The sequence below is a fragment of the Cohnella thermotolerans DSM 17683 genome (assembly GCF_000429825.1).
Taxonomy (GTDB): Bacteria; Bacillota; Bacilli; order Paenibacillales; family Paenibacillaceae; genus Cohnella; species Cohnella thermotolerans.
The window spans coordinates 1-12,873 of the sequence record NZ_AUCP01000028.1; the positions used below are offsets into that span (position 1 = coordinate 1).

Below are 12,873 nucleotides of genomic sequence, written 5' to 3' on the forward strand. Positions count from 1 at the left end.
CTTTTTAGGAGATATTTCATTTTACACAATTATACGGACTCAACTAACATGATTGGCCGCATTATTTAATTATGACGTGAATGGCTTGCTGACAAAGTTATATATCTATTCATATACCTAGGGATTTTGTCAATTTATAATAAGAACCGGGGATCAGAAAAATGAATTTTGGCATGATCATGCTATTGAGAGCAAGCAGGGGTCCCAAACAAAAACAGGGAGGGAATAAGGTTGAAAAAAAGAAACACATCACTGGCTCTACTTTCACTGACAACGATGTTGGCGCTTTCCGCTTGCGGGTCTCCGGCAACTCAAGCGCCAAGCAAGAACAGCAACAATGCCGAAAGTACCCCCGCACCTGCAAGCAGCGGCAAGAAAGTGGAGTTGACCGTGGCGACGGTGAACAATCCCGATATGGTCGTGATGCAAAAGCTGGCCAAAGATTTCGAGAAGGAAACGGGCATTACGGTCAATTTTTCCGTATTGCCGGAGAACGACCTTCGTAAGCAAGTGACGACCGATGTTTCCATAGGCGGCGGGAAGTTCGACATTGTTACCATCGGCAATTATGACGCTTCGATCTGGGCCAAGAACAAGTGGATCGAACCGTTGACCTCTTACTTCGACAAGATGCCTGCCGATGAAAAGGCGAAATATGATCTCGATGATATTTTCCCTGCGATTCGCGACGGGCTGTCTTATAACAATGAGTTGTATGCGCTTCCTTTTTACGGTGAAAGCAGCATGCTTTACTACAACAAAGATATGTTGGCGAAGGCCGGAGTGACGATGCCCGATAACCCGACCTGGGATCAGGTCGCCGAAATCGCCAAAAAGGTGAAGGCCGCCAACAATGTGCCGGGAATCGTGCTGCGGGGGATGCCGGGCTGGGGAGAAATGATGGCGCCGCTCGATACGATCATTAATGCGTTTGGCGGCTCTTGGTACGACATGAATTGGAATGCCAAGCTGAACAGTGCGGAAACGGTGAAAGCCGTTAAGTTTTATGCGGATTTGTTGAAGGATGCGGGTGAGCCTGGCGCGACGACAACCGGTTTCACTGAAGCTCTGACCCTGATGTCTACGGGCAAAGCGGCAATGTGGTATGACGCTACTGTAGCCGCAGGCTTCCTGAACAATCCGAAAAACTCGCAAGTTGTCGGGAAAATCGGATATGCAATGGCGCCGACAGCGGCGAAAGACAACAACGGTTGGCTGTGGTCATGGAACCTGGCCATCGAAGAGTCCAGCAAAAATAAAGATGCGGCGTTCAAGTTTATTACTTGGGCTACCAGCAAAGATTACATCAATAAAGTCGGCGAAAGCGAAGGTTGGGTCGTTGCGCCTCCGGGGACGCGCAAATCGACTTATGACAATCCCAAATACAAGGAAGCGGCGCCTTTTGCCGATATCGTGCTGAAATCTCTGCTTGCCGCCAATTTCAGCAAGCCGACCAAAGACCCGGTACCTTACCAGGGCATCCAATTCGTTAATATTCCCGAGTTCCAGCAGCTTGGAACGGATGTAAGCCAGAACATCTCCGCCGCACTCACCGGCATCATCAGTGTCGAAGAGGCGATGAATAAATCGCAAGAGCTGGCTGAGAAGGTGGCTGTAGAAGGCAAGTATAAGAAATAATATTCGTTTTTAGGGAAGAGGAGCTTTCGTTCAGGTTTCTCTTCCCGCTACATTCAAACTGGTGAGAGGCGAATGAATTCGGTAGAATGGAGCAGAGCCGATATGACATCATATTCCAAAACGGCAGCCAAACGGTCGGGAGATAGCCCGCTCATAGCGAGAGGGCTGCTCTGGCCCAGCATCATCTTTTTGGCTCTAATTACACAGATTCCTTTCTTGGTTACGATTTATTTAAGCTTGCACAATTGGAATTTAATGAGGCCGGATATGGGGATTACGTTCTCCGGGATCTCCAATTTTGTAGACATTGTGAAGCGGCCTGAGTTTTGGGAAGTGTTGAAAAACACGTTTTTGTTTACCGTGTTTTGCTTAGGGATGTGCCTGGTTAGCGGTATGGCGCTGGCGCTGCTGCTGAACCGTGATTTCCTTGGCAAAGGTATTATTCGTACCATGTTCGTATCGCCCTTTTTTATTATGCCTGCCGTTTCCGGCATCGTTTGGAAAACAGTCTTGCTGAACCCGAATTTCGGTTTCATGGCGTATCTTTCTTCAAAGCTGGGCGTTTCGCCTACGGATTGGTTGGGGCAATGGCCGCTTACGACTATCGTTTTCGTGGTAGCATGGGAATGGATACCGTTCTTTATGCTGGTGCTGCTTGCAGGGCTGCAGTCTGTTTCACCTGACTTGATGGAGGCATCGCTCCTGGACGGAGCAACGAAGATGCAGCAATTCTTTCATGTGACCATACCGCACTTGTTAAGATATATAGAAGTAGCTTTACTGCTCGGATTAATCTTTATCATGCAAACGTTCGGCGAAATTTATGTGACCACTTCCGGCGGACCCGGCTATGCTTCTACAAACTTGTCGTTCTACTTGTACCGTTTAGGATTTCAAGGGTGGGACGTAGGTGGCGCTTCGGCAGTCGGTGTAATTATGGTTGTGCTGACGACGATTTTCATGACGATCTTATTTAAATTTATGCGAAGAACATTCGGGGGAGGGCTGTCGTGAGAAAGTTGTTTCCTTCGCTGCTGACATCGATTACGTATTTGCTTGCGCTGATTTATTTCGCTCCCGTCCTGTGGATTTTGCTGACAGGGTTCAAAAACGAGGGGGATGCCGTCGCTATGCCTCCTTCCATTATTTTTACACCGACGTTGGATAATTATAGGATGATTCTGGAATCCGGAGCGGGATCCTACTTGGGGCATTCGGCGGTCGTTTCCATCCTATCCACATTTTTGGCTTTGGCGCTTGGCGTGCCGGCTGCATATGCGCTTGCCATACTGAAATTAAAGAAAGCGGACGATATTTTATTCTGGTTCATTTCGACGAAGATGCTTCCTGCTGTCGGAATTATTATCCCGCTTTATTTAATCATCAAGCAGCTGCATTTGCTGGATTCCTTAATCGCTTTAATCGTGCTTTACACGGCGATGAACGTGCCGCTGGTCGTTTGGATGATGCGTTCGTTCTTCAAGGACGTACCCTATGATACGATCGAGGCGTATCGCGTTGACGGCGCGTCAGGACTGCAAGGTTTTTTTAAAATCACGCTGCCGCTAGTGCGCCCCGGTATCATGTCAACGGCATTATTGTGCTTGATTTTTGTTTGGAATGAATTTTTCATAGGCGTCAGTCTGACGTCCACGAGTGCAGTGACAATGCCGGTATACATGGCCTCGTTTATGACGCAGGAAGGGCTGTTCTGGGCCAAAATGTCATCTGTGGCTTCCGTGGCCGTATTGCCGGCGCTTGTGCTTGGCTGGTTTACGCAGCGTCAGCTTGTTCGCGGTTTGACCATGGGAGCGGTAAAAGGATAACGTGCCCGAAGCCGGTTTCAATAACCTGAATAATTGGATGCATCGGAGGGAATGGCGTGGAGAAGCAAACGATGAAGGCGGCGGTGCTGGATAGTCCTCTTTCTATCGGGATCAAGGAAGTTCCGATCCCCGAGCCGCGTCCGGACGAAGCGTTGATTCAAGTGCACTGCATCGGAATATGCGGATCGGATGTGCATTATTACGAGCATGGCAGAATCGGCAGATACGAGGTGAAGCAGCCGATCATTCTCGGGCATGAGCTGGCGGGTACCGTGGTGAAGATCGGAAACGAAGTAACTCGCGTTGCGGTGGGTGACAGGGTGGCCGTCGAGCCCGGCGTTACCTGCGGCCGCTGCGAATACTGCAAATCCGGCAGATACAACTTGTGTCCTGATGTCGTATTTATGGCCACTCCCCCTCATCATGGAGCTTGGGCACAATATGTCGCGGTCCGATGCGATTTTCTTTTTAAGCTGCCCGAATCGTTAAGCTTTGAAGAAGGGGCTTTATTGGAACCGTTATCGGTAGGAATTCACGCGATACGGAGAGCGCAGGTGAAGCCTTCCGACCGTGTGCTTGTAACGGGGCTTGGACCGATCGGTCTGCTGGCTATGGAAGCGGCCAAATTGTTCGGCGTCACCGAAATTTATGGCAGCGACATAGTTGGGCGCCGAAGAGAGTTGGCCTTGGAGATGGGCGCTGCCGGGGTGCTCGATCCGTCGGCCGGTTCGGTAAAGGAAAGATTGGACGAGTCGACGGAGGGGGAAGGAGTGGATGTCCTTATTGAGACATCCGGTAGCGGTAGAGCCATATCGGATTCCGTTGGCCTCGTGAAACGAGGCGGACGGATTGTGCTCGTGGGATTGCCGGCCTCGGATTCGATCCCACTGGACATTCCGGCATTGATTGATGCGGAGCTTGATCTGTACGGCGTCTTTCGTTATGCCCAGACGTATCCGCTCGCCATTCAAGCGTTAAGCCGGCGTCAACACCACGTTCAGAAGGTCATTACCCACCGTTTTTCCTTAAACGAAATCAAGGAAGCGGTTGAAACGGCCAGAACGCAAAAAGAAAGCAGCATCAAGATTATGATCTATCCCGGGGAGGAACTATAAATGAAAGCATTGGTCATCGAAGCGCCGCATCGAGCTGTTGTGAAAGAGGTGCCTTATCCGAAACCGGCGCCGGGTGAAGTAACGATTAAAGTCGAGAATGTGGGAATTTGCGGCACAGATTTCCATATTTTTGAAGGCGAATTCATTTCTCCTTATCCCATTATTCCCGGCCATGAATTCTCGGGAACCATTTTTGAACTGGGGGAAGGCGTTGTCGGCTTTAAGCCTGGCGATCGGGTCAGCGCCGATCCTTCCCTATTCTGCGGCGCATGCGAGTTTTGTTTAACTCATCGCGGAAATCAATGTGAAAATTGGGGGGCGTTGGGAAATACCGTGAATGGAAGCATGGCGGAATACGTGTCGGTTCCCGCACGCAATGTGGTCAAAATTCCAGATACGATGTCCTTTGAAGAGGCGGCTTTCATCGAGCCCATGGCTTGTGTGGTTCACGGAATGAATCGCCTGCAGCTTCAGGTGGGAAACCGGGTGATTCTGTTCGGGGCTGGCGCGATGGGCCAACAATTGATCCAATCGATATCGAGAGCAGGGGCCTCGGAGCTGGTGGTCGTGGATGTATCCCAGGATAAATTAGATTTGGCACTGCAATTCGGGGCGACCAAAGGCGTTCTCAGCAAAGATATGGACACTGTATTGAGCCGCGGTGCCTATCCCCACGGATTCGATGTGGTTGTCGATGTCACGGGGATTCCGGCTGTGATCGAAAAAGCGCTTGAATACATGGGCCCGACAGCGAAATTTTTGCAGTTTGGAGTTACGGCTCCGCATGCCAAAATCCAATTGAATCCTTTCAAATTATATAACAAGGATTGGACCATCATCGGGTCTATGGCCATTAACTACACATTCTTGCCCGCCTTCCAGTGGATCAAAGAAGGAAGAATCGATGTCATCCCCTTAATTTCCAAAGTCATTTCCTTAGAGGAAGCGGTTGACTTCTTGGCTAAGCCAAAGGATCCGAATTTGCTGAAAGTGCAAATTAAGTTGTAAGAAGAAAAGCGGCCGCTGGCAAAGCGGCAGTAGACTGTCGACAAAGCCCTGATCTTGCGGGGCTTTGTTTGATTTAATCTTCGGCTCCTCCAATTCGGATTGATATTGGATCTTATTTGGTTATAAATATCATAAAAACGTTTTCAGGAGTGATTGTGGTGGACGCGCAGGAGAATTTATCCTTGAATTCTAGACAGCAGCAAATTCTACTATTCCTCCTCCAGTCTCCATCTTTTATCACTTTAAAGGCGATATCCGATGCGCTCCAGATCAGCATCCGGACCATTCAAAGAGAACTCGATGGTTTGGATGATGTCCTGAATCGATACGGTCTTGTTTCCGTGAAAAAAACCGGCGTCGGTTTATCCATAGAAGGTAACGAAGAGGCGAAGGCCAATTTTGTGCGGTTTCTGACGGTAGGCAAATCCCATAAAATTTTCACGCCTGAGGAACGTCAAAGTATTCTCATGCAACTGCTTCTGACCATGAAGGAGCCTACCAAGCTTTATTATTTTAGTAATAAATTTCAGGTCACCGAAGCTACCATTAGCAACGATTTGCTGAAAATCGAACCGTGGTTTGAAAAGCATCAGATTCAACTCGTGCGAAAACCGGGATTAGGCGTATATTTGGAGGGAAAGGAACAAAACATTCGCAAGGCCATCATCGATTTGTTCTATCAGCATTTTTCCCAAGATCAATTAATGGATATGCTGTCCTCGTATACGTATTCGTTTACAAACAGAATGAAATTGGAAATCTCGATCAGGAATCGCCTGTTGCATTTCATCGATCCGGATTCCATCAGCAAGATTGAACAAGTGGTTCAAAGTGTAGCTCATCGGGGATATGAATGGACCGATAGCGCTTATGTGGGATTAATCGTTCACATCGCGTTGGCGGTGCAGCGTTTAAAGCACGGCGAGCACATTACGATCGACTTCGATACGGTACAAAAGTTGAAGGATACTCCGGAATATCATTGGGCTCATCGAATGGTTCAAGAGCTTAGCTCCTTATTGGAAATGACTATCCCCGAGAGCGAAGTCGGGTATATTACCCTTCATTTATTAGGTGTGAAAGCGAGAAAGATTCGTTCTAATTCAACGCTCCCTCACGATATTGATGACTATGTGCATCAAATGGTACGTATCGTGGGGGACGAGCTAAAGCTATCCTTGGAAAATGATCTGGCCCTCATCCAGCATTTAGGCACGCATTTGGAATCGGCGATTCAACGGATCAAGCTTCATATGGATATTCGCAATCCTTTGTTGGAGCATATTAAAGGAAAATATCCGGACATATTTGCGGCCGCCAGGAAAGCCGCTATCTATTTGGAAGGACAAACACAGTGCTCCATTCCAGAAGAAGAAGTAGGCTATATCGCGATGCATTTTGGGGCGGCTGTCGTAAGAAGGCAGGAGTTTGACCAATATCGGCATCGCGTTTTGCTGGTATGTACGAGCGGGATCGGGACTTCACGATTGCTGGCTACGCAAATTGAGAAAGAATTGCCTCATGTTCATGTCGTCGATATTGTTTCTCTCCTTCATATTGAGGAGTGGATGAAGAAAGGGGTATCCGTCGATTTGATTATCTCCACGGTACCTTTTCAATATCTCCATTATCCGGTTATCGTGGTGAATCCCTTTCTTCTTCCCCAGGATCTTGAATTGATGAAAAGCCAATTAAAAAATTTGAAGCGGGCAGAAAGGAAGAAAGCGGTTGTGGAGGACAATACGGAAATTGAAGATACCATCAGCAAAATGAATCGATATGGAGAAGCGATGACCCATATTTTGGAAAACATTTTCCTCGTTCAAGATGTGCAAGCCCTGACGAAAGAACTGCTCATTCAAGAAGCGGCGACATTCGTGCAAACCAAATTTTCAGGGGTGCAAGGGGAACTGCTTCAGAAGGAGCTGAAAAAGAGAGAAGAGTTGGGCGGATGGGTTCTCAGGAAAGAGCAGTTTGCCATCTTCCATTGCCGCAGCCATGCTGTTGAAAGCATGTGTATTGCCGTCTTTCGGTTACGGAACGACGTGAACTGGGGAAATGACGATCAACCGATTCCTGTACGTACAGTCCTGCTTTTACTTGCTTCGCGCCAAGCGCCTAAAGAACATCTCGAGCTCATGGGCGAAGTGAGTTCGGTTTTGATTGAAGAAGAATTTGTTTCAACATTGAAATATGGTGATTTTGAGGAAGTTAAGAGAGGGATTAAAGCCGTTTTAGGGAAAGGGTATTTGGAAAAAACCAACGCATTGTTGCGAGGAAGCCGATGAAACTCGAGCAAATAGGCCGTTTCTTAAGCACAATCGTATATCAAAACATATCCGGGCTGATTGCCTTAGGGATGATGCGGGTTTTATTCGGTCCCTCCGGTTGGTGGCCGAATCCTCATTTTTATCAGGTGGTCAACCACATCCTTCAGTACTTTATTCCTGTTCTTTTTGCTTATACGGGCGGCAAAATCATCGGAGGCAAAAGGGGAGGAGTGGTCGCCTCCTTTGTCATCATGGGGATGGCGGCGGAGAGCACTGATTCGTATCCGCTGATACTGCCCGCCATGGCCATCGGTCCGTTCATCGGTTTCCTGATCAGCAAAACGGACAAATGGCTGGAGGACCGGATACCTGTAGGCTTTGAACTGTTGGTGTATAATGTAGTTGCCGGTCTTATCGGGGTATGCTGCATGACCCTTGGCATCTTATTCATTACTCCATTTCTTGATAAAGGGGTGCATTTCGTATTTACCTGGGCGGCTCTCTTGGCCGAATCGGGACTTCTGCCGCTAGTAGCTTTGATTATTGAACCGGGCAAGGTTTTATTTTTTAACAATGTCATCAACCACGGAATTTTAGAGCCCTTGGGAATTCAGCAAACCAAAGTGTTCGGAAAGTCCATCTTTTTTTTGCTGGAAGCGAATCCCGGACCCGGATTTGGCCTTTTGTTAGCCTACTTTCTGCGTTTGAAAGGGAAAAAAAAGGAGGCGGTCAAATCCTCTCTGGTCATTCAGGTGCTGGGCGGCATTCATGAGGTGTATTTTCCCTATGCGCTAATGAGACCTTGGGTCATTATTCCCTTGATTGCCGGGGGAATGACGGGGGATTTGATGGCTTATCTGCTAAAAGCGGGACTGGTTGCCACTCCTTCCCCCGGCAGTATACTCGTCGTCCTGATGATGACTCCTAAAGGATCCTACATGGCTGTATTCGCGGTGGTCGCGGCATCCGCTTTCGTCAGCTTCCTAGGCTCGATGTACGTACTTTCCCGGGAAAAAGTAGGACTAGATGAACTGATTCAGCCTAACCATGAATGGGACATGAGCGTAATACAAGAAAAAAATAAGCAAGAGATCAAGCCGATTAAAAAAATTGTTTTTGCATGCGATGCCGGATACGGTTCCAGTGCCATGGGGGCTGCGATGCTGCGGAAAAAGCTAAGGCAAGCTGATCTGGTCATTCCGGTATATCCCGCTTCAGTGGATGACATTCCCGCGGATGCCGATTTGGTGATCACGCATAGCCAATTAACCCATCGTGCGGTCAAAACGGCACCTTACGCCGAGCATCTCTCTCTTTCTTCGTTTGATGAAGACGAATTTTATCAAGATCTTGTTACTCGCCTTCTAGTTCAACAAGCAAAGATAGCCGATCATCATGAGCCGGGTGAAACCGGCATTTCCAAAAATCCGGACGAAGACAAGAAGTCGGTGAAGCCGATCAAAAAAATTGTCTTTGCATGTGACGGCGGATATGGTTCCAGTGCCATGGGGGCGGCCATGCTGCGAAAAAAACTGAAACAAGCGAATTTGGATATCCCGGTGAATCATGCATCCGTAGATGCGATTCCGGAAGATGCCGATTTGGTGATCACGCAAAATCGTTTAACCTCTCGCGCGAGGAAGGCGGCGCCGTTTGCGGAGCATCTTTCCCTGACGTCGTTTGATGAAGACGCCTTTTATGAGGAACTGATTTCACGGCTACGGCATCAGGAGAATAAGAATGCATGGCAAGATGCGGCAGATGCAGAGCCTATGAGATTAACCTTGGATCATATTCTTATCCGCATGGAAGCAAAGGATAAGTGGGAGGCCATTGAACAAGTGGGGACCGCTCTAGTCGAAGCGGGAAATGCGGATAGATTGTACATCGAGGAAATGAAGCAGCGTGAATATGTACTTTCAACGTATCTGGGGCACGGTGTGGCCCTTCCGCACGGGATCGACGTCAACAGTCCCCGAGTGAAAAAGCCGGGAATCGCTTTTGCCCAATATCCTAAAGGTATTGACTTTGGTGATGGAAATACGGTCTATCTTCTCATTGCCTTGGCAGGGTGCGGTTCTCAACATTTATCCGTTCTTGCTCAAGTGTCGGAATTGATTGAATCACGGGAGAAAGTCAATAAACTCATTCATGCCGGCTCTCGGGAGGAAATGCTTCGAATGATCCAAGAAAGCGGAGTTTTCTATTTGGATGAACCGCGGGAGTGAATATAAACGAGAGGAAGTAAGATCCATGATCGCGCATACATTTAAAATCATCAATCCCCAAGGGTTTCATGTGCGTCCGACGAAAATATTTGTCGACAAAGCGACGTTATATCCCTGCAAAATATTTCTTGTCCATAACAACAAAAGGGCAAACGGTAAAAGCTCCTTAGGCGTCATGTCCCTCGGACTTGCCTGCAATGCCGAAGTGACGCTCGAGATTGATGGCGATCAGGAGCGAAAAGCTATGGAAGAACTGGGAGAACTTCTGACCCGAATCTATGATTAACGATTGTTATTTAACCTGAATTTCGAAAGTACCGCTCTTTGAAAATATGAAAAGTGCTCCAAACCTTTGGTGAGAGCATTGAAATTCGTTTGCTGTTTTTGGAAAAAGTTGTTGGGGCGCCTACTCCAACAGCTTTTTCTTCTTCAGCATATCTGAATATGACCTTTATTACGGTCGCCGAGCTAGAAAATATACAATCTCTCTGATGCAGCTGTCATTGAAGATACGAATTCCGCTAACGGGCAGATTATTTTCACATCTTTACCGAATCCACAGTTTCATTTACGATTCGAACCATTGCGTCGACGGCGTCCATCGGAGATCGAAACTCGATCCGGAGAACATGTCGATCGAACTCGTAGAAAGAAACGCCGGCATAGACAGATTCATCTTTGAAATTATTCTGTTTGCCCTTCAGGCCGCTTTTCGAGGTGGTCTCGACAAACTCACCGTAGAAAGAGTCCTCGTGATCTTGCAGCTCCTTGTCCACTGCTTCATTCAAAGACGTATTCTCCATCACTTCATACGATATGGTTGCTTCTCCCAACAAATCTGTCGAAAAAACGATTCTCTCGCCCTCTACAACAGGTTCACCCATATCCGTTCGCAACGCGAAGGTCACGCCATAGGGCTCGATCGTGTATTCCGTTCCATCGAACGTCGCCGTTTCGTGCTCCAATGTGGTTTCCAACTTGACGTCGTCACCGACCACAATCGATAACTTCGCCGCTTCGGGTGCGTGGGCACTCGGCTCAAGCGCACGTGTTTCTTCTGCTTCAGAGACCTCGTCAGCCGGCTTGGGAGCGTCCGCCCCATTTTTTCCAACGCCCTCCTCGACAGACGCTTCCTGGGGCGAATACTGATTCGAAATAGGAGTTGCAGGCGCATACTGCAGCGATTGTTCGGCTGCGTTGGGTTGCCCCATACAGCCGGCTACCATCATTACGAGTACGACGGCAGGCAGCGTCGGTACCCATCCCTTATCCATCGACCTTGTCTCCTCTCCGTCCATCAATTAATCGATAATAAACATATTTGTTAGACGATGGAAATTAGTGAAATGTTTCTCCTTTTCGCTCCCACGTCAAAACAGGCGCCGGTGACGGAAAATTCTTTGATTGAAGATAGACCTGTTTTGAATGTTCTTCTTTCGGGGTGATTCTAACTTTTCCGCTAACGGGTACGATAGTGAAATAAAAAGAACCGGTCAAACCCTTTATTTTCATTGGACAAAAATCAAGCTGCCCCCTGTCGCTTTACAGGCAGGCGTACACGATATTTTTCAACCGCGGATGCACGTAGGGCTCCTGATTGTTGAGCAAATGCTGCGCATACATAACGGTCAGCTGCGAATCCGGATCGATGATCGCCAGGCATCCGGCCGCGCCGCTCCAGCCGAATTCGCCGAGCGGGCTCAGCGATCCGCTGCCGGCCTTGGAAATATGGGTTCTGACGCCCAGCCCGTAGCCATAGCCGGCAAGCTGCACCCAGGAGAAGTCGTCACGCATACTCTCGGTCAGATGATCCGTCCGCATCAGGTCTACCGCCGCCGGCGACAGAATGCGCACGCCATCCGGGCTTGTTCCGCGATTGGTCAGCGCGTTCAGAAACAGAACGTAGTCGCTCACGGTCGACAATAGCCCTGCCCCGCCGCTCTCGAATTCCGTCCCGATCCGGTACCCGTTGCCGTCCTTGCGTACGGGCTTCCCCAGCGCGTCATTATATTCGTACTGCGGAGCCAGACGGCTTCGCTGCTCCTCCGACAGATCGAAGCCCGTGTCGCGCATGCCGAGCGGCCCGGTAATTTCATCCCGCACATACGCGCCGAATCGCCTCCCGTCCACGACCTCGACGAGAGCGGCGAGGACGTCATGGCACAGGCTGTAATTCCATCGGGTGCCCGGCTCGAACAGCAGCGGCTCCTTCGCGAGCGCCGCCGCAAATTCGCGGGTCGGCACCCTGCCGTTCGTGCGTTCCACGACCTCTCGAATGGAAGGCGCTCCGAGGTCATAGGAGAAGCCGGCCGTCATGGCGAACAGATCGCGCACCGTGATCGGCCTCTCCGCCCGCTCCATCGCGATTCCGCCGTCCGGCAGCGTCTTCCGTACCGTCATTTCGGCGTATTCCGGCAGATAGGCCGACAGCGGATCGCTCAGCAGCATCGCGCCTTTTTCAACCAACTGAAGCGCCGCCGTGCACGTCATGATCTTGGTCATGGAGTAAAGATTGATGATCCGCCGATCGTCGATCGGGATTTGCTCTTCCAGGTTGGCGTAGCCGGTGCGGTAACGGAAAACCGTTTCGTTGCGGTGCATGACAAGCACCTCCGCCCATGGGATGCGCCAGGAGGTGATGCGGTCGATAAATTGGGATAACGGTTTGAAATCCATGATTCCCCATCCTTTATGAAGGTTCCTCTCCATTATTGGGCAGAGACGCCGTTCGTGGCAATAGCTTTATCGCCGCGGGCTTGGGTACGCATCTCGCAATATAAAGCTTGGC

General features: G+C 49.2%; 10 protein-coding genes. 8 read left to right on the top strand and 2 right to left on the bottom strand.

Annotated elements, in window-relative coordinates:
- Window positions 1-231: 231 nt before the first annotated feature.
- From G485_RS25160 to G485_RS0105115, 8 genes are all read left to right on the top strand, one after another.
- Complete coding sequence (locus G485_RS25160; RefSeq protein ID WP_240489067.1) at window positions 232-1,638, top strand: ABC transporter substrate-binding protein; 1,407 nt, start codon at window positions 232-234, stop codon at window positions 1,636-1,638.
- 72 nt (window positions 1,639-1,710) lie between these two features.
- A complete protein-coding gene (locus G485_RS0105085) occupies window positions 1,711-2,652 on the top strand; it encodes a carbohydrate ABC transporter permease (RefSeq protein ID WP_027091659.1) in 942 nt (313 codons plus the stop codon).
- A complete protein-coding gene (locus G485_RS0105090) occupies window positions 2,649-3,464 on the top strand; it encodes a carbohydrate ABC transporter permease (protein ID WP_027091660.1) in 816 nt (271 codons plus the stop codon). Before G485_RS0105085 ends, G485_RS0105090 begins: the two co-directional genes overlap by 4 nt.
- A gap of 71 nt (window positions 3,465-3,535) precedes the next feature.
- Window positions 3,536-4,579: an NAD(P)-dependent alcohol dehydrogenase gene (locus G485_RS0105095; protein ID WP_035154847.1), complete on the top strand. Its 1,044-nt coding sequence runs from the start codon at window positions 3,536-3,538 to the stop codon at window positions 4,577-4,579.
- Window positions 4,580-5,587, top strand: coding sequence for a zinc-dependent alcohol dehydrogenase family protein (locus G485_RS0105100; protein WP_027091662.1), 1,008 nt, complete (start codon window positions 4,580-4,582; stop codon window positions 5,585-5,587). It abuts the gene before it with no gap.
- A gap of 182 nt (window positions 5,588-5,769) precedes the next feature.
- Window positions 5,770-7,875 carry a BglG family transcription antiterminator gene (locus G485_RS0105105; RefSeq protein ID WP_156922132.1) on the top strand — a complete coding sequence of 702 codons (2,106 nt, stop codon included), beginning with the start codon at window positions 5,770-5,772 and terminating at the stop codon, window positions 7,873-7,875.
- Window positions 7,872-10,085 carry a PTS sugar transporter subunit IIA gene (locus G485_RS28235; RefSeq protein ID WP_051318038.1) on the top strand — a complete coding sequence of 738 codons (2,214 nt, stop codon included), beginning with the start codon at window positions 7,872-7,874 and terminating at the stop codon, window positions 10,083-10,085. Before G485_RS0105105 ends, G485_RS28235 begins: the two co-directional genes overlap by 4 nt.
- Before the next feature lie 25 nt (window positions 10,086-10,110).
- Window positions 10,111-10,371, top strand: a complete 261-nt coding sequence (locus G485_RS0105115; protein WP_027091664.1) for an HPr family phosphocarrier protein — start codon at window positions 10,111-10,113, stop codon at window positions 10,369-10,371.
- 253 nt (window positions 10,372-10,624) lie between these two features.
- On the opposite strand, the gene G485_RS0105120 is transcribed toward G485_RS0105115, so the two are convergent.
- Both G485_RS0105120 and G485_RS0105125 read right to left on the bottom strand, forming a co-directional pair.
- Entirely contained in the window at window positions 10,625-11,359 is a 735-nt protein-coding gene (locus G485_RS0105120; RefSeq protein WP_027091665.1) for a hypothetical protein, read from the bottom strand.
- A 268-nt stretch (window positions 11,360-11,627) separates the two neighbouring features.
- Complete coding sequence (locus tag G485_RS0105125) at window positions 11,628-12,761, bottom strand: serine hydrolase domain-containing protein (protein ID WP_027091666.1); 1,134 nt, start codon at window positions 12,759-12,761, stop codon at window positions 11,628-11,630.
- Between the last annotated feature and the right edge of the window lie 112 nt (window positions 12,762-12,873).

Bases quoted from the DNA above. Each gene is read 5' to 3' on its own strand.
- G485_RS0105100 (WP_027091662.1), top strand. From the start codon at position 4,580: ATGAAAGCATTGGTCATCGAAGCGCCGCATCGAGCTGTTGTGAAAGAG.
- G485_RS0105115 (WP_027091664.1), top strand. From the start codon at position 10,111: ATGATCGCGCATACATTTAAAATCATCAATCCCCAAGGGTTTCATGTG.
- G485_RS0105125 (WP_027091666.1), bottom strand. From the start codon at position 12,761: ATGGATTTCAAACCGTTATCCCAATTTATCGACCGCATCACCTCCTGG.
- G485_RS0105085 (WP_027091659.1), top strand. From the start codon at position 1,711: ATGAATTCGGTAGAATGGAGCAGAGCCGATATGACATCATATTCCAAA.
- G485_RS28235 (WP_051318038.1), top strand. From the start codon at position 7,872: ATGAAACTCGAGCAAATAGGCCGTTTCTTAAGCACAATCGTATATCAA.
- G485_RS0105120 (WP_027091665.1), bottom strand. From the start codon at position 11,359: ATGGATAAGGGATGGGTACCGACGCTGCCTGCCGTCGTACTCGTAATG.
- G485_RS0105095 (WP_035154847.1), top strand. From the start codon at position 3,536: ATGAAGGCGGCGGTGCTGGATAGTCCTCTTTCTATCGGGATCAAGGAA.